The sequence below is a fragment of the Desulfovibrio gilichinskyi genome, assembly GCF_900177375.1.
Classification (GTDB): Bacteria; Desulfobacterota; Desulfovibrionia; order Desulfovibrionales; family Desulfovibrionaceae; genus Maridesulfovibrio; species Maridesulfovibrio gilichinskyi.
Map to the genome: position 1 here is coordinate 1 of NZ_FWZU01000006.1, position 20,119 is coordinate 20,119.

The window sequence follows — 20,119 nt, forward strand, 5'->3', positions numbered from 1 at the left end:
TTTTCTTTGCTACAAATCAGGTCGGCACAATTTTCATGGTTGCGGATGAAAGGGGTAATGAGGTAAAGCGAATTATAAATGATTCGTTTGGAAATATATTGCTCGATAGCTGTGTCAGTCTGGATATATGTCTGGGGTTTGCCGCAGGTCTGACAGATAAAGACACCGGACTTGTACACCTTGGATATCGTGAATACGATCCCGCAATCGGCAGATTCATAACTCCCGACCCGCTAGGATTTGCGGGTGGTGACGTAGATGTTTACGGGTACTGTCTCGATGATCCTATTAATTTTCATGACCGGACAGGGCTTGCGGGGAAGAGTGAGGAGAAAGAGGAAGGAAAAAATCTTGATTATCCCAGAAATTACGATAGTCGAGATGACAATACTCATAAATCTTATGTAAGTGGCAAAGTTGGAAAAAAAGAAGTTAATAAGAAAACAAGCTTTGCGAAAAAAAATAATAAAGATGGCAAGATAGATAGCAATAACAAAGTAAAATCTAGAAATGGGAAAGCATATAGCATTGGAATTGGAATGGATGCAGCTGGATTTGGCTTTGAAGCCGGTGCGGGTGGCGAAATTGTTTACCGTGATCCAAAGCATGCAGCATTTTTGGTAAATGGAAAAATTGGAGCTTCAAATGGTTATAGTGCTGAAATAAATCTTTCAGCAGCCGAACACGATGCGGAGTCAATTAAAGCGTTAGAAGGAAGCAGTAATTATGTTTCAGGCGGAATAATTGTTCCAGGAAGCCTCTTTTCTGTGGGGCACACAAAAAGTTCTAGCCAAACAAGCCACTCCTCTTCAATTAATTTGGGAGTTGGGAAAAAAATTAATGAATATGTAGTACCTCAGACAAGTACAGGTAAATCTTATTCAAAAACTATTTTTGAATAAGATCCTCCTATCGATGATTACGCAGATTATATTGATAAAAAGGTAGATGAACATTTAAAAGAAAAAAAGAAAAAGCTTAAAACTTATCCTCGACATAAAGTTGAGTGGTAATTTCTAGGGATAAATTGAGCCTAAAGTACACACTAATTTCATTCAACAATAATGAGAAGATATGTTTCAGATAAAATTATTCCAAAATTTGACAGTTTTTTTAGGGATGATCTGGACACTTTGTTCAATCATAGGATTAGTAACTAAAGTATATTTACCAATATTGTTCTTTCCCTTTTATGTATTGTTTTTTTACTTTGGATTTAAAACTAACAATCTCTTAACATCTATTAACAACGATGGAATAGTAATCTCTTTTTCTTTTTTTAATAAAAAAATATTATATCAAAATATTGTCAAGTATAATGAGTCATACCTTACAGACTCTTTTTGTCCTAATGGCATAAAATCTTTTTCTATATATTTAACGGGTAAAAAGAAATACATAGTTAACTATAAATACTCATCTAATGCTTACGAAGTTATAACTAGAAATATTAGACGAGCAAACGAAGAGACCAAAGAATAATTTATTAATAGCCCCGACCCCGGCCGGGGCTATTAATTATCTATCACTCCTGTTCTGAGATATTTCGCAGGCGGCAATGTGGATGTTTACGGATATTGTCTCGATGACCCCAGAATATGGGGCACAGCAGCCGACAGTTATTGCGAGTTCAACTTTGGCTGCTCCGATCGGCGGCGAAGAAATTGGTGCGGCAGGTTCCGTTGTAGCTGGAAGAGCTGCTCCGTATTTAGAGAAAGCAGTGCGAAATAGTCGAAATGTGATTAACCGTGCAAATGATGTTGTTAAAAATATTGGACGTAAAGTTGATATAAAAATTAAAAATAGTCCTACAGGTATTAAATATGGCTTAGATGCAAACGAAGTCGTTGATGGGGCCACAGGGTTAGTAGATGGCTTACCTCCTTCTGTTGGAACTGGAGGAAAAGTGGCCGCTGTAAAATGGTTGGCAGAAACATTAATTGAAAATATTGACAAAAAAAATTAAACGTAAAAAATGACACAAAATAAAAAAATTAAAAGCAAAAATAAATTTGCTTCATTAATTGAAAGGCTGTTTATTATTTTATTCGGTGCTGGAATTATGATGGCAGCAAATCCGCTTGATCCAAACTGGCATACAAGCTTTAAAGGATTTTCTTTAAATATTTTTGCTCGATGGGGTGTTGCTTTTATAGGATTTATTTTTATTTTTTATAGTTTTTTTCTTTATCAGATAGTAAAAAAAAGATCCGCAAAACAAGCCCCGTGGATTTGTCCAATGTGTCAAACAGTGTATTTAAGTGGTCCTCTACAAAATGGGAAGATTTGCTCGAAGTGCAACTTCAAATTAGAACAGTTAAAAGGCTTTTACGAGCGACATCCTGAAATGAAAGATACCAAAGAAGAATGGTCTGACACTAACCCAGACTAATTTTTAAGGACGAAGATAACATTCACGGCCCCGCATCAAAAATGTGCGGGGCCTACTATTTTCTATCATAATTCCCATCCTGCTCGGCTTCGCTGGTGGCGATATGGATGTTTACGGATATTGTCTCGATGACCAGATTAATTTTCATGACCGGACAGGGCTTGCGGGGAAGAGTGAGGAATCGAAGAACGGTACTCTTACCAAAATCTATAAAGGAGTTAAAAAAGCCGCTTCAAAAGGATCAAAAACTGCGGCTGAAGCAGTTTCTAAAGCAGGTAAGGCTATTGTTGATGACCCCAGAATATGGGGCACAGCAGCCGGCAGTTATTGCGAGTTCAACTTTGGCTGCTCCGATCGTCGGCGAAGAAATTGGTGCGGCAGGTTCCGTTGTAGCTGGAAGAGCTGCTCCGTATTTAGAGAAAGCAGTGCGAAATAGTCGAAATGTGATTAACCGTGCAAATGATGTTGTTAAAAATGCTCGCAATAAGGCTGATATTCGCATACGAAACAGCAAAAATGGAAGTAAATACGAAATCGGACTTGATGATATTCTTGAGGCACCTACCGCGTTCATTGATAGCATTCCTCCCTCAATTGGTAAAATTAGTGGACCATTGACAGCTATATTAGGTACTGGGCAAGTTATTGATAATGTGAAACAATTATATAAGGAAGCTAAGGGCAAAATTAGTGACCAAAAAAATAAATAGAAAAAAAGCTAAATTATCTTTGGGAAGATTGCTCATAATTGCTTATGCTCTAACGATGATTTTGGGGGCATGGCCTACAAAAGTTCCTTACTACATTAAAGGCCATGAAGTTGGTCGACTTGGTCGGTGGGCATTAGTTATATTTGGCTTATTTATTTTGGGTTGTGACATTTTCTATAACTCCTCTAAGAAAAGGAAAATGTTTACTAAGCAAGAGAAGTCAATTTGTCCTATGTGTGAGAAGGTTTTTATGCTTGGACAAGCTCCAAGAGACCAAAATTGCCCTAAGTGTCTTTGTCCGTTAGAATCGCTGAAAGGCTTCTATGAGCGTCATCCCAAAAGGAAAGATACCAAAGAAGAATGGTCTGATGAATCACCTGACTAATATCTGATACTTATAGACCAAGCCCCGCACCTAAAAAGTGCGGGGCTTTACTATATCTTCATACACTGCAGTTACCGCGAATACGATCCCGCCATCGGAAGATTCATAACTCCCGACCAGATAAGGTTTGCAGGCGGCGATATGGATGTTTACGGATATTGTCTCGATGACCAGATTAATTTTTATGTTTGTACGAGGGCTTTTTAACACCTATTATATCAAGCTCGCCTAATACCCCAATAAAGTCCCGACCTGATAAATCAGAACAGATAATGTGTACCCGAGCCCAAGCGACCCGAAAACTGAGAAAAGTCCCCATTTCCAGTTAGTTTCTCTGATAATGACAGCAACCGTAACCATACACGGCACATATACCATCATAAAAATAAACACCGACCAGATTACAGCCGGAGTCCATGCCGGATCAGTTGCAATCTTCTGGCTCAAGGTGACAGCGTTATCAGGATCTTCGTACCCCATCGAATATGCGGTGGACATGGTTGAAACAAAAACTTCTTTTGCGGCAAATGCTCCGATAAACGATATGTTTGCCTGCCACGGGAAGCCAGCAAGATTCGTTACCGGAGAAATAAAATCGCTCATGCGCCCGGCATATGAAGTTTTAAGGGTTTCCTCGCCTTCTGTAGAATTAATATGACCTAACATTTCATCAAGCCTAGCCATCTTCTGCTCACCGGAACCATCCCAATATTGACTTTGAGAAGTTGCCTCTGTGCGCAGTGCATCGTACGCTTGAGCTCTTTCAGCCGGAAGCTGAGGAAAAGTCATCAGTGCCCACATCAGAATTGAAATAGCGAGAATTACCGTTCCGGCTTTCTTGATATACTGCCAGACTCTATCCCATGTATGAATAGCAACACCGTGGAGAGTCGGTATTCTGTAAGGCGGAAGTTCCATTACGAATGGAGTGGATTCTCCTTTAAGAGCAGTCCAGCGTAAAAGCCTGCCCACGCAAAGAGCAAGTCCCCATGAAATAAGTACTAAAAAGAACATTACCGAAGTTGCGGATTCAGGATAAAATGCGCCGACGAGCATAATGTATGCTGTTGCTTTAGCACCGCAGATCATAAAAGGGGCAGTTAAAATTGTGGCTATTCGCTCTTTAGGGCTGCGTAAGGTCCGACAGGTCATAACGCCCGGAACTGCGCAGCCTCCCGGCAACCCGCCCGCCATAATAAAAGGCATAATGGACATTCCGTGCAGCCCGAACATGCGGAAAACTCTATCAACCATATAGGCGACACGGGCCATATATCCAAGATCTTCAAGAAAAACGAGCATGGCGAACATGATTAGGATAAGCGGAGTGAAACCCATAACTGCGCCGACACCGTCAACAACTCCGGAAACAAGCATTGATTTTAAAAGTCCGTCAGGAAGTACCGCTGCAAGAGTTGACGCAATCCAGCTGAAACAGTCTTCAACCCAGCCTTGCGGGTATGCTCCAAAGGTAAATGTTACGTAAAACATTGCATACATAACACCAAACATGATGAGCGGCCCCATAAATCGATGGGTCAACACTTTATCTATCTTATCGGAAGAATCAAAACGGAGATTGTCTTCACGACTGATGACGTCCTGCTTGAGAATGGAATTGATAAATCCGTAACGATAATCAGCAAGTATAGCTTCAGGATAAGTGTTCAGAGTTTTGTGAACATGCTCCGAAACCCTTTTAACGATAGCTTCGAGCTGTTCATGAAGCGGACCGGCATCTCGTCCGTTTTTGATGACAATTTCATCTTCTTCAAGATATTTTACAGCCAGCCAATGCGGATCATAACGGTCAGTCATAAACTCGTTTTCTTTGATCAGCGCAGACATTTCGTCAATTGCAGGATCAAGATCATGACCGTATGAAATATTTACAGGAGTCCATTTACCTTTTGTTTTATCAGCAACCTCCTGCACCGCCGCCATTAATTCATCTTTACCGAGACCGCGACGGGCCACACATTCAATAACAGGAACACCCATCAACTTCGAAAGTTTTTGCGCGTCTATGCGGATTCCTTTTTTCTTAACCTCATCCATCATATTGAGGCCTAAAACGACAGGAACACCAATCTCCATAAACTGAACAGCTAGATAAAGACTTCTTTCCAAAGACGTTGCATCAAGCATGTTGATCACAACGTCAGGCTTTTCATCTACAATAACATTTCTGGCGACAACTTCTTCCATTGAATAAGAAGTTAAGGAATAGGTTCCAGGCAAATCCACGAGATGAATAGAAACACCGTCGTTGGTATAGTAACCTTCTGTCCGGTCAACAGTTATGCCCGGGTAGTTGCCAACCCTTGCTGTTGAGCCAGTCAAGGCATTGAACATTGTGCTTTTTCCGCAGTTCGGCTGGCCTGAAACAGCTACAAAAAATTTATCGCTCATCCCTTAATCCTCAACTTTAACGGTAATGAAATCAGCTTCATTATTGCGAAGTGTAAGAGTAAAACCTTTCATCCTGAGCGCGACAGGATCTTTAAGCGGAGCACGCCCCACAATTCTGAACTCAGTCCCGGGAATAAGTCCCATATCTCTTATTCTGCGCCCGAGTTCACCGCGTACATTTACTGCTACAACTACGCCCTTCTGATCTTTTGCCATTGACCGCAAAGATACTGACATAAAACTACCCTCTCACTATATATGATCTTGATTTTCATTTTCATCTAAATTAAATTCGCGCTTTTGTTTTGAAAAACTGTTTAGCCTTTGCACAGATTGAAAGTCAATCTCATGATGGAGATATTGACAAAATAATTTTACTATATTTCTAATCTCTAGACAAAGTATACGTTCATTTTTTATTTTTATAAGAAAACATACCACAAATTTTAAAGGTAGATTAAGGATTAAAAAAACTTTACCGTAATAAACCTTTCACACTGCATAATTAATGATAACACGATGCAGTTATACCTTTACGGAAGTCCTGTATATAATGACAAAATTATTTCCTTATGAAGATTTACGGCAATATTCCGAAGTTCTTATCGGAGCACTTGAGCAACAACGGGAAAATCCATTTGAAAACCGCGACATCATCATAATCAAATATGACAACCTTGCCTTCCCCCTTGCAGAAGCACTGTTTGCTCTTTTAATTGAAAAACACCTGCACCCGGTTATGGAAACAGCTCTAACCACGGCCATGAAAGCTGAACTTTATATAAATTCGAGCTATGGTCAGCTTACATTCTTTCCACCCGGTAAAAAAGAACTATACGATACAGCGCGCGGAGTTATCAGAATTCATGCTCCGGAAGAAGTCGGCACAATGTCGAAAATTGCCCCCCTGTCAATAATGGCAAACAAAAAAGGTTCAAACCAATTCCGCCAGCGCATTGAAAAAAGGAAACTTCACGGATCGCTCGCATGGACAGAATGCGTCTACCCTACGCAGGCTTTAGCGGATAAATCAGGTTTATCCCTTGAAGAATACACAACCAAGATGATGCGCGCATGCTATTTAAACATGCCCTCCCCTGCCAATGAATGGAAAAAGATTTCAGCGAAAACTTCAGAAATAGCGAACTGGCTTAGTTCAATGGATATTAAGACAATTAGAGTGCAGTCGGAATTATGCGATTTATATTTCGCCCCGGGCGAAAACAGACAGTGGCAGAGCTCGAACGGCGGCAACATCCCCAGTTATGAAGTCTACATTTCTCCAGACTGCCGCACGGTAAACGGATATTACTTTGCGGACATTCCATCATTATATATGGACAGAATGATATACGGAATTAATCTTGAATTCTCCGATGGAATTGCGGTCAGGGCTACGGCTATGGGCGGAGAGAAATTTCTACTTGATCAGCTGCGGGCTGACGGAGGAGCACGGCGAGTCGGTGAATTCTCCCTTACCGATTCAAGGTTGTCACGAGTTGATCATTTCATGTCGCAAACTATTATGGATGAAAACTTCGGCGGACAATTCGGAAGCTGCCATATAGCTCTTGGTCAATCTCTGCTTGAAACATTTTCAGGACCACCTGAAATGCTTGATAAACCTTTTATGGACGCACTCGGATTCAATACTTCAACTTTACATTGGGATCTTGTAAACACTGAAGACAAGACAATCATTGCAAATCTGGCTGACGGAAAGCGGAAAACAATATATGAAAAGGGAAACTTTAAAATTTAAGAGTCAAAATTTATCTTAAAAATTGACACATGAACTCTTTTAAGATGTTGACAAGCTTATCGTGATGCTTATTTCTGTAATTACGCGGCTTGACAGACCTTTTCAAAGGTCACAGGCCGCTAATTCATGTCACTGGAGAATCCATGTCTGAAAAAAAAGATAATTTGGAAATGAGCGAAGAAGAAAATGCCGCTTCTGAAACTGATAAACCTGCGGAAGCTGAAATGACCCTAAGCGAAGATGAACTTAAAGCCCTTTGCATAGAACATGTCTGTCCGACATGTGATGTTATGGCGCAGGCCAAAGAAGAACGCCTGCGAGCTTTAGCAGACAGTGAGAATTTCAAGAAGAGACTTACCCGCGAAACTGATGAACTTAAAAAATTTGCATCGGAAAGAGTACTTTCTGATTTACTTCCTATTCTCGATAACCTTGATCTGGCTCTTAACCATGCTCAAAACATTGATGCATGCAAGGATTTCGTAATGGGTGTAGATATGACCAGAAAGCTTTTTCTCGAAACTATCAGCAGACACGGGCTTGAAGCGGTCGGCAAGGCCGGAGATGCATTTGATCCGAACTTTCATGAAGCAATGGGAATGGCTCAAATTGCAGAATTTGAAGACGGATCCGTTGCTCAGGTAATGCAGCGGGGCTATGTACTCAAAGGCAGAGTAATCCGCCCTGCAAAAGTCATGGTTAACAAATTAAGCTAATTTAAATGCATTTGCATCTTTACAAGTGATATTTAGACATTAATTGGTAAAGCAAGCAAAATGAATTCTTATCAGGAGGAATTAATATATGGGTAAAATAATCGGAATCGACCTCGGTACAACCAACTCTTGTGTTTATGTTATGGAAGGGAAAGACCCTAAGTGTGTAACAAACCCTGAAGGGGGACGTACCACACCGTCTATAGTAGCTTTTACTAACGCAGACCGTCTTGTTGGTGAGATTGCTAAACGTCAGTCTGTCACCAACCCTGAAAAGACTATTTTCGCAATTAAACGTCTTATGGGACGTCAGGTAAACTCTCCTGAAGTTAAGGAATGGTCAAAGCACTGCCCTTACGCAATTGTTGACGGAAAAGGCGGAGACGCTTGGGTTGAAATCGACGGCAAAAAATACAGCCCGTCTGAAATTTCAGCAATCATCCTGCAGCAGCTTAAAAAAGATGCTGAAAACTACCTCGGAGAAGAAGTAACTGAAGCTGTTATCACAGTTCCTGCTTACTTTAATGACTCCCAGCGTCAGGCAACAAAAGATGCAGGCCGCATTGCAGGGCTTGAAGTAAAACGTATTATCAACGAACCTACAGCCGCTTCATTGGCATATGGTTTTGATAAAAAAGCAAACGAAAAAATTGCTGTATTCGACCTTGGCGGCGGTACTTTTGATATCTCCATCCTTGAAGTCGGCGACAACGTTGTTGAAGTTCGCGCAACCAACGGGGATACATTCCTCGGCGGTGAAGACTTTGACCATTGCATAATTAAATATCTTGTTGAAGAATTCAAACGTGAAAACGGAATTGATCTTTCTCAAGACCGCATGGCCTTACAGCGTCTGAAAGAAGCTGGAGAAAAAGCGAAGAAAGAGCTTTCCACTTCAACAGAAACTGAAGTTAACCTGCCCTTCATCACAGCTGACCAGAACGGTCCTAAGCACCTTATGGTTAAAATTTCCCGCGCTAAGCTGGAAAAACTGGTTGAAGATCTTATTGAACGTACTACAGCTCCTTGTCAGAAAGCACTTAAAGATGCCGGCCTGACAGCAGCAGATATTGACGAAGTTATCCTTGTCGGCGGTATGACCCGTATGCCTCTGGTTCAGCGTAAAGTTCAGGAACTGTTCGGCAAAGAGCCTAACCGCTCCGTGAACCCTGACGAAGTTGTTGCAATGGGTGCATCCATTCAGGGCGGTATCCTTGCCGGGGACGTTAAAGACGTTCTCCTGCTTGATGTTACTCCTCTGTCTCTGGGTATTGAAACAATGGGCGGAGTTTTCACTCAGCTTATTGAAAGAAATACAACTATCCCGAGCCGTAAAAGCCAGGTTTTCACTACTGCAGCTGAAAACCAGCCTTCTGTCTCCATCCATGTCCTACAGGGCGAACGCCCCATGGCTGCAGACAACATGACTCTGGGCCGTTTTGAACTGACCGGAATCCCTGCTGCTCCGCGCGGTGTTCCTCAGATCGAAGTTACCTTCGACATTGATGCCAACGGTATCGTTAAAGTTGCGGCAAAAGACATGGGAACCGGCAAAGAGCAGTCCATCCAGATCACCTCTTCATCGGGACTTTCTGAGTCTGAAATTGAAAAGATGGTTAAAGATGCGGAAGCTCATGCAGAAGACGATAAGAAAAAGCAGACTCTCATTGAAGCACGCAATCAGGCAGACTCTCTGATCTACACATCAGAAAAGTCCCTGCGTGAAGTTGGCGACAATGTGGATGCAGCACTGAAAACTGACATCGAAACTAAAGCTGCTGACCTTAAGAAGCTTTTAGACAGCGATGACGTTGAAGCCATTAAGCAGGCTACTGAAGCTCTTTCACAGGCTTCTCATAAACTTGCTGAACAGCTTTATGCTAATAAGAATCAGGCTGGCGAAGATCAGGCCGGTGCCGGAGAAGCCGGAGCTGCAGGTGAAAAAGCAGGCTCAGCAGACGAAGATGTTGTTGACGCTGACTACACCGAAGTAAAATAATAAGTATTGTCTAAGTCAGGAGACTTGATATATTCAATATCAGATGAAACATTCATCACTCCTGCACTTGCAATGACAACCCACTCAGTATAGCTTTATCCGGCCTTCTCCGAAATGGAGCAGGCCGGATTTTTTTTATTAAACATTACCATGCAAAGTCCAAATCCATTGACGTATTGACTTTCATGGGCCACAAACTGTGCATGGAAAACTCAATGAATCACGAGAAATCCTTCAGGCTTTTCTCCCATATTTTTGCCCTAGTTCTGGTTGCTGCATTAGTAAGCACAACGTCAGGTTGTTCACTGCTTCAGAAGCAACCACTCAGTTCCACTATTTCAACCAAAATGCTGTCCACGAATGATCTGGCGAATGTTGCCGATCAAGCCTGGCGAAAAAAAGACTACATGGCCAGCGAGCTATACTACACACGTCTTCTTGCACGTGCTGATGTTCCTCAAAAAATAATTTTGCCTGCCCTTGAAAGACTTTCTGTAAGTTCATATAAATCCGGACACTACCATGAAGCTCAAGCGAGACTTGAGGAATGGAAAAAACTGTCGCCGGAAGCTTTAAATTCAGAGGTATGGCAAAATTGCTACTTTGAATCTCTTTCTGCCATTAAAAACTTTACCAAACTGAGAGCGCACCTTGCTAAAACAATGGAAAACAGTGCTCTGCCATGGAACATCCGTTCACAGGCAGGTATAAATCTCTCAAGTCTTGACCAAAATGAAGAATCGCTGGCGGCTTTGGAACGACTATATTCCATAGCTCCTAATGATGAAGACAAAAAGGACCTTGAACGCTGGTTCAGCGCCGGAATGATCAACAAATCTGATCAAGAACTTCAAAACAATTCCAAACTTATATCAGCTGAAAACAATCTAAAATTTCCATATGAACTGATTTTATTTGAACGGGCTACAAGACAGTCTTCCACTGAAGAATATTGGCCCATGGCATGGCGGACAATGTCCAGCATTATCCATAAGGGGCAAATTGTAGATAAACCTTGGTTTAATAAAATTATTTCTAACCTTGAAGCCAAATACGGAATTCCGCGCGTTGGCATTGCTCTTGTACTTCCTATTTCCGGTCCCTTTCAGGATTATGGCTGGAAAATTATTCGCGGAGCAGGAGCTGCACAGTGGGAACTTACCAAAGCCGGACTGGATGTTGATGTACAGGTAATCAACACAGAAGAAGCTGGCTGGACTAAGCGAGTTCAAGACTTGCCACCATGGTATACAGTTTTAGGCGGCCCCATAAATGTCAAGGCATTTAAAGAGCTTGAACAATCTGAAATATACAATGAAAAAGTTTCTTTTTCATTTCTGGCTAAACCCGGAAATCTAGAAGAAGGAAAGCAGGCTTGGAGATTTTTTTCCAGTCCTGAAGACCAGATTCGCGCATCTTTAAATTTAGCTATCAACGATCTCGGAATTCATAATTTTGCAATCCTATACCCTCAGGAAAAATTCGGACGACAGATGTCTAAAATTTTCTTGGATATGGCAACTTCGCGCGGTGCAAAAATCACAGGAATGGAATCATACCCTCCTAACGATTTTCCTAAATGGAGTAAGGTTGTTGGCAAACTTGTAAAAGCTCCGCAAAAAGAAGCTTCAAACACTGCCAACGGATTAGGCAAAGACGCACCGCTTTCTGAAACAGATTTTGATGCTGTGTTTATTCCGGATACATGGAATCAGGCTCAACTGTTGATTCCGCACTTCTTCTTTCACGAAGCGGATACACTGGTCTTTCTAGGACCGGAATTATGGAGCCAGGCTCTGAACTCCGCGCGCGACACTGAAACGCAAAACCTTCAACTGACGGTTGCTCCCGGAGCATGGTGGGACGGAAGCAAAGGCGCAATCGATCTTAAAGAAGTAATGGACCACGAAGGACTAGGAACACCGGACTTCTGGGTTGCTCTAGGCTATGATTTCATCAAATTTTCAAGCAGACTGGGAACATTCTCGAGCGGCTGGACTCCTAAAGAAGTAAATGAAAGAATTGCGACTGCGCAGCAAATGGATTTCAGCCTTGCACCGATTATTTGGAATACGAACGGAAAAGCTATTCAAAAACTGTTTCTGTTCCGCCCTGAACGGAATGGTAAAACTAAGATAGACTCAGATGATGTAAAAAACACTCTTAACAGTGCAAAGAACAGAAGAGCCAGACGAATCAAAGCTTGGAAAGAAACACATTCTGAAAATAAATAGTAATACGGTTTTTATGATAAGCCGGACAAAAGGCTTTTTCAAACTGACCGCCACCAATAGAGATATTAAAGGAGACTTCAATGAGTGACATGAAACTCAGTACCGAGGAAGTTGCGCGCGTAGCGCGTCTGGCCCGTCTGGATTTATCAGAAGAAAAAACAGAAATATTTGCAGGTCAATTGCATAATATTTTAAGCTATATGGACAAACTTAACGAAATTGATACGAGCAATATTGAGCCGATGTTCAGCCCTGTTGAACACACAACGGTTCTACGAAAAGATGTCATTGTAAAAGAGCACACCAGAGATGAAATTCTCAGTAATGCTCCTGATACAGACGGTCAATACTTCGTTGTACCTAGAATAGTATAAAGGCAGACAGAACAAAATCAGTTTCCTTTTTCTTCTTTTAATAAACATAAAGACTGCACGGATTATATAATGTCTTCAATCATAGAAAAATCACTTACTGAAATTCATTCCCTGCTCATTGCAGGTGAAGTCACCGCGGTTGATGCTGTTAAAGCATGTTTACAGCAGATTGAAAAAACCGAACCTCAAATTAAAGCACTGCTTGCTCAAAACGGTGAAGAAGCTCTCAAACTCGCTGCAGAAATGGATAAGCAGGGACCGGACGCATCTAAACCTCTTTGGGGCGTTCCGGTAGTAATTAAAGACGTTCTTGCAACCAAAGGCATTACTACTACCTGCGGTTCTAAAATTCTTGAAAATTTTGTTCCTTTTTACGATGCAACCTCTATTGCAAAACTGAAAGAAGCTGGGGCCATTATTATTGCGAAAGCAAACATGGACGAATTTGCCATGGGCTCCACCACTGAAAACTCAGCTTATCAGACCACACGCAACCCCTGTGACCTCAATAGAGTTCCCGGTGGATCAAGCGGAGGTTCAGGTGCAACAGTTACAGCAGGACAGTGTTTTGCGGCCTTAGGCACAGACACAGGCGGTTCTATCAGACTTCCTGCATCCTTTTGCGGCTGCGTCGGTGTAAAGCCCACATACGGAAGAGTTTCCCGTTACGGGATGATCGCTTACGGATCATCACTTGACCAGATTGGTCCCATGACCCGCACAGTTGAAGACTCAGCCAGAGTCTTAAACGTTATCGCCGGGCATGATCCAAGAGACTCTACTTCCGTTAATTGCGAAGTACCTGATTATGTAGGAGCACTTGGCAAGCGTACAGATCTCTCAGGACTGACCATTGGCCTCCCGGAAGAATACTGGGGTGAAGGTATTTCTGAAGAAGTATCTGAAGTCTGCCGAAATGCTATTAAAAAGGCAGAAGAACTCGGAGCGAAGACCGTACCTGTTAAACTTGCAATGACAGAATACGCTATCGCCACTTATTATATTATAGCAATGGCTGAAGCCAGTTCAAACCTTTCACGCTTTGACGGCATCCGCTACGGACACAGAACAAAAAATGCAGATGAACTGATCGATCTTTACACAAAATCACGTACAGAAGCTTTCGGAGACGAAGTACAGCGTCGTATTATCATCGGAACATACGTTCTTTCAGCAGGTTACTATGACGCTTATTACTGTAAGGCAGCTCAGATCCGCAGACTTATGCGTAACGACTTTGAAAAAGCATTTGAGTCCTGCGACCTGATTGCCGGACCGGCCTGCCCTACTACGGCTTTCCCGGTGGGCGAGCTTACCGCTGATCCTTTGCAGATGTACCTCATGGACATTTTCACCATATCTCTGAACCTCGTAGGAATGCCCGGTATGAGTCTTCCAGTTGGTATTGGTAAAGATACCAACATGCCTGTAGGACTCCAGCTCATGGGTCCTGCATTTGGAGAAACAACCATGCTTCAAGCTGCCCATGTACTTGAAAAGAATCTTCCAGAGTTCTCCAAACCCAAAATGGTTTAATTTTTTAAAGCTCTAAGTTTACTAAAATCAACTTATAAAAAAAGCCCGCATTTCATATGAAATGCGGGCTTTATAATGAGCATTAAATCGAATTATTTAACTGCGCCTGGTTCAAAACCGATTTTGGAAATTACTTCCTTGATTTTGGCTTCATCGACCGGTGTAGTTTCCTCGTAAGACGCTTCTGCTTTTTCAAGACTCACGCTGACGTTTTTAAGACCTTCGATACCGTTTAAAGCCTTAGTAACGGAAGCAACACAATGCGGACAGCTCATACCTTTGACTTCTACAGTTTTCATAATTTCTCCCTAATTATTATCCAGCCACTCAACAGCTTCGGCTAAATTCAAGGAGCCGGTGTAAATGGCTTTTCCTGAAATAGCACCTTCAAGCCCTTTAGAAGCAAGCGGATATAAATTAATGATATCTTCAAGAGTAGCAACGCCGCCTGCGGCAATCACAGGAAGCTTTGTCTTAGCACAAAGTTTAGCAAGACCGCTGACATTAACACCGGATTCCATGCCGTCTCTACTGATATCCGTATAAATAATAAAAGCAGCGCCATCCGCTTCCATACGAGGAATAATGTCGTAAATGGAGATTCCGGCGTCTTCAACCCAGCCGCGTGATTTCAGTTTACCATCGACAGCATCAAGCGAAACGCCGATCTGCCCGGGAAAACGAGCACACAGCTCTGCAAACATTTCTTCGTTTTCAAGAGCCATCGTTCCGATAATTAAACGCTTAACTCCGGCTTCAATATATTTTGCTGCAGTTTCGATATCCCTGATTCCGCCGCCAAGCTGAACAGGAATACTCAATTGCGAACAAATTTGCTTTATAAGATCAAAGTTCTTTGGAACACCGCTGAAAGCACCGTCAAGATCTATAACATGAAGATAACGAGCTCCCTGATTTTCCCAGAAAACAGCTTGTGCTACAGGATCTTTACCAAATACAGTGACAGCATCAGCCTGTCCCTGAGCAAGACGAACGCACTGTCCGTCTTTAATATCAACAGCAGGAAAAATAATCATAAACCAAGCTCCGTAAGTCCATTCTGAAGAGCTTCATCAGCAAGATAAAGGCCAGTCACCCACTTACCGCCTCTGTCAAAAAATTTGTCGGCTTGCAACATATTTTCCATAAGGGTTTGCTGGGTTTCGTCAAAGTGATATCTTCTGACAATGCGCTTGTTATTAACATCGATGAGAAAAAGATCGATAACGATAGATGCGGGTTGAATGTTTAAGTCAGCCTTTTGCATTCCGCGAAGATCCTGCCAGAACAAAACCTGCGGAACAAGGATATAATCAGCAGCCATGCACTTACCTACTTTAACCCAGTAACTGAAAGCGGCTTCGCGCCTTGTTCCCATATTTTCAAAAACTTCAATTTCCTGACACTGGCGGGTAATAGCAGGACGGGCATACCCCGTAACTCCGTGCTTTCCTAAAACTTCTACCAGTTTGTCATCAAGTTCTTTTAAAACTTTCTTATCAACAGGATTTCCTTCTATAGGCAGATATCCTGCAAGAAGCTCCCAGTTGAAGACAGGATTGGTAAAACCAGCAACCGCAATCGTTCCGATCGGCCGGGGAAGTTGGACAAGGCTGCTTTTACTCTGACAACCGATAAGAGGCAAAATCAGGAAGCAAACCAAAAAAACCGGAATAAATCGTTTCATCAGTCAAGACTCCCCTTTGTGCTTGGTAAGCCTTTTCTTTCTACAGACAGAGCCTGCTTAAAGGCCAAACCAAGAGCTTTAAAAGCACCTTCTAAAAGATGATGCCCATTACGGCCGTATTCAAATTTAATATGTAAATTCATTCCGGCCTTAAATGCCAGAGATTTAAAAAATTCCCGCCATACATCACGTTCATCCCCAGCAATTACAGCTGGAAGAATATCATCATTATATACTAGATAAGCTCTGCCGGAAAGATCAATTACCACTTCAACTAAAGCTTCATCCATAGGAACTTTAGCGAACCCGATCCGGTTTATACCTTTTTTATCACCCATGGCTTCCGATAGAGCCTGTCCTAAAACAAGCGCGATATCTTCAAGAGTATGATGGCTGTCAATCTCAAGATCACCCTTGCATTTAAGAGTGAGATCAAATCCCGCCCAAAAAGACATAAGGGTAAGCATATGATCGGCAAACCCAACTCCGGTAGAAATATCAGTACGGCCTTCACCGTCAATATTTACCGAAAGGGAAATATCAGTTTCTTTTGTAGTCCGGGCAATCGATGCAGATCTAGTAGACAAACCAACCTCTCTTAAGCATGGCAATCATAATGATTGCCGTTACATTTCTATCATATCCTCGTCATAGCCGGGATTTTTATCATCACTATCTTTTTTGCTCTGTTTTTTTTCATTCTCAGGACCATCGACAGTTTTATCAGCTTCAACATCAGAAGAAGAAGAGGCTGTCGCGCCGCCGTTCCCACCATCGTCATCAGGACCTGAATCTTTCGGATCTTTGCCGGCAGCTTTAGCGTTGGCGTTGGCTTCCAAACGTCCTCCCTTTTTACCGAAAAAGTACGAAGTCCAGATACCTATTTCGTATAATAAAATAAGAGGGATGGCCATAAGAGTCTGGGTTATCACGTCCGGAGGAGTCAAAATGGCAGAACAGATAAAGGCTACAAGGATTGCATATTTACGCTTCTCACGCAGCCAAGTGTGAGTAACAAGACCAAGGCGTGCAAGGAAGAATATAAACAGAGGCAATTCGAATATGACCCCGAAAGCAAAAAGCAATTTCAACGAAAAAGATAAATATTCGCGAAGTGTAGGCATAGGGCGAATGAATTCATCCGCAAAACCCATAAAAAATTCACACCCAAAAGGAAATACAACGTAATAACCGAATAAAGCCCCGCCAACAAAGAAACAAGCAGACAAAAATGCTAGTGGAATCATCCACTTACGTTCATGTTCATAAAGTCCGGGGGCAATGAACCCCCATATTTGAGAAAAAATATACGGAGATACGAGAAAAATACCGGCCACAAAGGACACTTTAAGATAAGTAACAAACCCTTCAGGCAGTGAGGTAAAAATCAGAGTGGAATGCTCAGGTAAAACAGCTACCAGCGGGGCCATAAGCAACGAAAACAAAGGCTTTGCAAATGAATAACAGGCAAGAAAACCGACTCCGCAAGCAATAAAAATTCTAATAAAACGTCTGCGCAATTCATCCATGTGCTGAAGAAAAGTCATAGCAGGCTCATCTTCATCACCTTCGTCAGCTTCGCCCTGTTCATCAGAGTCTTTGCTTTCGGCAGGCAGATCAGTTGAATCTACATCTTCACCGTCAACAGCACTATCTTCAGCGGAACTTGAAGAAGTTGCGCTCTCGCTTTCGGATTCAGAACCATCACTGGAAGATTCGATTTTTTCGCGACCTTCAGACGTTTCAGTATCTTCCAGTTTTTTTTGATCTTCCGGCTCTTCCGAGCTTACTTCACGAGATTCTTTTTCATCTCCGCTCATGCCTTCTTACCTTCAGCTTCTGAGTCCGCAGCAGCTTCAACAATTACTTCTTCTTCCACAGGTCCGGAGTTTTCTTCAGGTTTCAAAGTTTCAGCTTTAGCTTTTGCTGCTTCAGCTTCACGGGCTTTGTCCATAGCTTCAACTTCAGCTTTTCTACGAGCTTCTTCTTTTGCGCGATCTTCTTTGGCCTGTCTTTCATTATCAGCAGCAGCTACTTCTGCGTCTAAAGTACTTTTAACATCGTGAGACATTTTTTTTACTTCGGAAAGACCTCTGCCAAGGTTTTTAATGAGTTCGGGAAGTTTTTGAGGTCCGATGATAATCAGAGCTACAACCAAAATGACGATAAGTTCTGTTGTACCGATTCCGAACATATTATTTCCTTAATTCGTTATGGCAAAAAACCATGTATACGCTATAAGCCTATACGGGACTCATATTTGGAATCCCGTATAGGCTTTTCATGAATTGTTGAGACCTTGTACCTGATTTCTAAAACTTTTTCTACGCCTTAAGAGGAAGTAAATTTACTCCCACTCAATCGTTGCCGGTGGCTTGGAAGAGATATCAAGAACAACCCTGTTGACACCCTTAACTTCATTAATGATTCTATTGGACATACGAGCAAGAATATCATTAGGGAGACGGCTCCAGTCAGCAGTCATGGCATCGATACTGTCTACCAGTCTTAAAGCAATTACATGCTCATAAGTACGGTCATCGCCCATAACACCTACAGTCTTGAGCGGAAGCAGAACTGCAAACCCCTGCCACATCTTACGATACCAGCCGGTAGCATGAAGTTCATGCTGAACAATTCTGTCTGCCTGGCGCAATATTTCAAGGCGTTCATCAGTGACCTCGCCGAGAATACGAATGGCAAGTCCTGGACCTGGGAACGGCTGACGCCAAGTGATATGTTCAGGCAGTCCAAGCTCAGTAGCAACTTTGCGAACTTCATCTTTAAAAAGTTCACGAAGAGGCTCCACAAGCTTAAGGTCCATATGTTCCGGAAGTCCGCCGACATTATGGTGCGACTTAATTACAGCTGAAGGGCCTTTAAATGATTCAGATTCGATAACATCAGGGTACAGAGTTCCCTGCGCAAGGAACTTAACATTTTTAAGAGCCTGTGCTTCTTCGTTAAAAACATCAATAAAAGTGTAGCCTATAAGTTTGCGTTTCTTTTCAGGGTCATCGACACCCTTAAGTTTATCAAGAAACAACCTTGCTGCATCAACGCATTTTACGTTCAGGTCAAAGTGCTCACCAAGGAAGTCGATAACTTCTTCCCGTTCATGCATGCGCAGTAAACCGTTATCAACGAAGATACAATGCAATCTTTTACCTATTGCTTTATGAAGCAAAACAGCAACAACATTTGAATCTATGCCGCCTGAAAGGCCGAGAACAACCTGTGCATCACCAATCTTTTCACGCATTTCTTTAATGGTGTTTTCCACAAAAGAAGACATAGACCAGTCAGCTTTGAGACCTGCAATTTTAAATACAAAATTGGAAATAATAGTATTTCCGCATTCAGTATGGGCAACTTCAGGGTGGAACTGCAAAGCATAGATCTTGCGCTCCTCATTAGCCATTGCTGCAAAAGGAATACTTTTAGTTGTTCCGCAGATTTTAAAACCTTCAGGAATAGATTCAACCCGGTCACCGTGGCTCATCCATACTGTCAGTTTTTCAAGATCATCAATACCCTGCCACAACTCACATCCACCGGTACCGCAGAAATCAGCGCGGCCGTATTCTCTATTTTCAGAGGAGACAACTTTTCCGCCCAAAGTATGGGTTAAAAGCTGCATGCCGTAGCAAATACCGAGAATAGGCACATTCATTTCAAGATATGCGGGATCAAGCTGCGGAGACTCAGCATCAAGAACTGATGAAGGTCCACCGGAAAGAATAAGTGCTCCGGGATTCAGAGCTTTGATCTTTTCAGGATCAACATTACAAGGATGAATTTCGGAATATACACCCACTTCGCGTATTCTGCGAGCGATGAGCTGCGTAAACTGGGACCCGAAGTCCAGAATAATTATTTTATTTTCGTGCTTCATAAAGACTCCTGACTTTA

21 protein-coding genes are annotated in these 20,119 nt (G+C 42.2%); 12 read left to right on the forward strand and 9 right to left on the reverse strand.

Going from position 1 to position 20,119, the window contains the following annotated elements; genetic code table 11:
- The 6 genes from B9N78_RS16010 to B9N78_RS18575 all read left to right on the forward strand — a co-directional run.
- Positions 1–902: RHS repeat domain-containing protein (locus B9N78_RS16010; RefSeq protein ID WP_170921454.1), on the forward strand; the 902-nt coding region annotated here is incomplete at its 5' end.
- Positions 903–1,564: 662 nt separating this feature from the next.
- Positions 1,565–1,966 carry a hypothetical protein gene (locus B9N78_RS16020; RefSeq protein ID WP_137982571.1) on the forward strand — a complete coding sequence of 134 codons (402 nt, stop codon included), beginning with the start codon at positions 1,565–1,567 and terminating at the stop codon, positions 1,964–1,966.
- Between the two features lie 9 nt (positions 1,967–1,975).
- Complete coding sequence (locus tag B9N78_RS16025) at positions 1,976–2,392, forward strand: hypothetical protein (RefSeq protein ID WP_085104150.1); 417 nt, start codon at positions 1,976–1,978, stop codon at positions 2,390–2,392.
- Between the two features lie 128 nt (positions 2,393–2,520).
- The gene (locus tag B9N78_RS16030; protein ID WP_085104152.1) at positions 2,521–3,102 is read left to right on the forward strand and encodes a hypothetical protein; all 582 of its coding nucleotides are present in this window, start codon (positions 2,521–2,523) and stop codon (positions 3,100–3,102) included.
- The gene (locus B9N78_RS16035) at positions 3,083–3,487 is read left to right on the forward strand and encodes a hypothetical protein (protein WP_085104154.1); all 405 of its coding nucleotides are present in this window, start codon (positions 3,083–3,085) and stop codon (positions 3,485–3,487) included. Before B9N78_RS16030 ends, B9N78_RS16035 begins: the two co-directional genes overlap by 20 nt.
- 60 nt (positions 3,488–3,547) lie before the next feature.
- Positions 3,548–3,694, forward strand: coding sequence for an RHS repeat-associated core domain-containing protein (locus B9N78_RS18575; protein WP_425429864.1), 147 nt, complete (start codon positions 3,548–3,550; stop codon positions 3,692–3,694).
- 21 nt (positions 3,695–3,715) lie between these two features.
- On the opposite strand, the gene feoB is transcribed toward B9N78_RS18575, so the two are convergent.
- Together feoB and B9N78_RS16050 are read right to left on the reverse strand one after the other, a co-directional pair.
- Positions 3,716–5,899: a ferrous iron transport protein B gene (gene feoB / locus B9N78_RS16045; protein ID WP_085104155.1), complete on the reverse strand. Its 2,184-nt coding sequence runs from the start codon at positions 5,897–5,899 to the stop codon at positions 3,716–3,718.
- Positions 5,900–5,902: 3 nt separating this feature from the next.
- Positions 5,903–6,136 (reverse strand): FeoA family protein, encoded by a 234-nt coding sequence (locus B9N78_RS16050; RefSeq protein WP_085104157.1) that lies wholly within the window; start codon positions 6,134–6,136, stop codon positions 5,903–5,905.
- 316 nt (positions 6,137–6,452) lie between these two features.
- Between B9N78_RS16050 and B9N78_RS16055 the strand changes: the two genes are divergently transcribed.
- The 6 genes from B9N78_RS16055 (at position 6,453) to gatA (ending at position 14,520) form a co-directional block, all read left to right on the forward strand.
- On the forward strand, positions 6,453–7,661 hold the full coding sequence (locus B9N78_RS16055) for an aminopeptidase (protein WP_085104159.1): 1,209 nt from the start codon (positions 6,453–6,455) through the stop codon (positions 7,659–7,661).
- Positions 7,662–7,804: 143 nt separating this feature from the next.
- The gene (grpE, locus tag B9N78_RS16060; protein ID WP_085104161.1) at positions 7,805–8,377 is read left to right on the forward strand and encodes a nucleotide exchange factor GrpE; all 573 of its coding nucleotides are present in this window, start codon (positions 7,805–7,807) and stop codon (positions 8,375–8,377) included.
- A gap of 88 nt (positions 8,378–8,465) precedes the next feature.
- Entirely contained in the window at positions 8,466–10,376 is a 1,911-nt protein-coding gene (gene dnaK, locus B9N78_RS16065) for a molecular chaperone DnaK (protein WP_085104163.1), read from the forward strand.
- A 215-nt stretch (positions 10,377–10,591) separates the two neighbouring features.
- Positions 10,592–12,610, forward strand: coding sequence for a penicillin-binding protein activator (locus B9N78_RS16070; protein ID WP_085104165.1), 2,019 nt, complete (start codon positions 10,592–10,594; stop codon positions 12,608–12,610).
- Between the two features lie 89 nt (positions 12,611–12,699).
- The gene (gene gatC, locus B9N78_RS16075; protein WP_170921459.1) at positions 12,700–12,984 is read left to right on the forward strand and encodes an Asp-tRNA(Asn)/Glu-tRNA(Gln) amidotransferase subunit GatC; all 285 of its coding nucleotides are present in this window, start codon (positions 12,700–12,702) and stop codon (positions 12,982–12,984) included.
- 69 nt (positions 12,985–13,053) lie between these two features.
- Positions 13,054–14,520, forward strand: coding sequence for an Asp-tRNA(Asn)/Glu-tRNA(Gln) amidotransferase subunit GatA (gene gatA / locus B9N78_RS16080; protein WP_085104169.1), 1,467 nt, complete (start codon positions 13,054–13,056; stop codon positions 14,518–14,520).
- Positions 14,521–14,612: 92 nt separating this feature from the next.
- Here gatA and B9N78_RS16085 read toward each other — a convergent pair whose 3' ends face one another.
- The 7 genes from B9N78_RS16085 to guaA all read right to left on the reverse strand — a co-directional run bounded on the left by B9N78_RS16085 (position 14,613) and on the right by guaA (position 20,102).
- The gene (locus B9N78_RS16085; protein ID WP_085104171.1) at positions 14,613–14,819 is read right to left on the reverse strand and encodes a heavy-metal-associated domain-containing protein; all 207 of its coding nucleotides are present in this window, start codon (positions 14,817–14,819) and stop codon (positions 14,613–14,615) included.
- Positions 14,820–14,828: 9 nt separating this feature from the next.
- Positions 14,829–15,557 (reverse strand): 1-(5-phosphoribosyl)-5-[(5-phosphoribosylamino)methylideneamino]imidazole-4-carboxamide isomerase, encoded by a 729-nt coding sequence (gene hisA / locus B9N78_RS16090; protein WP_085104173.1) that lies wholly within the window; start codon positions 15,555–15,557, stop codon positions 14,829–14,831.
- Entirely contained in the window at positions 15,554–16,207 is a 654-nt protein-coding gene (locus tag B9N78_RS16095) for a hypothetical protein (RefSeq protein WP_085104175.1), read from the reverse strand. The genes hisA and B9N78_RS16095 overlap by 4 nt, the downstream gene beginning before the upstream one ends.
- Positions 16,207–16,794: an imidazoleglycerol-phosphate dehydratase HisB gene (gene hisB / locus B9N78_RS16100; protein WP_085104177.1), complete on the reverse strand. Its 588-nt coding sequence runs from the start codon at positions 16,792–16,794 to the stop codon at positions 16,207–16,209. The genes B9N78_RS16095 and hisB overlap by 1 nt, the downstream gene beginning before the upstream one ends.
- Positions 16,795–16,833: 39 nt before the next feature.
- Positions 16,834–18,027: a twin-arginine translocase subunit TatC gene (gene tatC / locus B9N78_RS16105; RefSeq protein ID WP_085104179.1), complete on the reverse strand. Its 1,194-nt coding sequence runs from the start codon at positions 18,025–18,027 to the stop codon at positions 16,834–16,836.
- Complete coding sequence (tatB, locus tag B9N78_RS16110; RefSeq protein WP_085104181.1) at positions 18,024–18,401, reverse strand: Sec-independent protein translocase protein TatB; 378 nt, start codon at positions 18,399–18,401, stop codon at positions 18,024–18,026. The genes tatC and tatB overlap by 4 nt, the downstream gene beginning before the upstream one ends.
- A 153-nt stretch (positions 18,402–18,554) precedes the next feature.
- On the reverse strand, positions 18,555–20,102 hold the full coding sequence (gene guaA / locus B9N78_RS16115) for a glutamine-hydrolyzing GMP synthase (RefSeq protein WP_085104183.1): 1,548 nt from the start codon (positions 20,100–20,102) through the stop codon (positions 18,555–18,557).
- Positions 20,103–20,119: the final 17 nt, after the last annotated feature.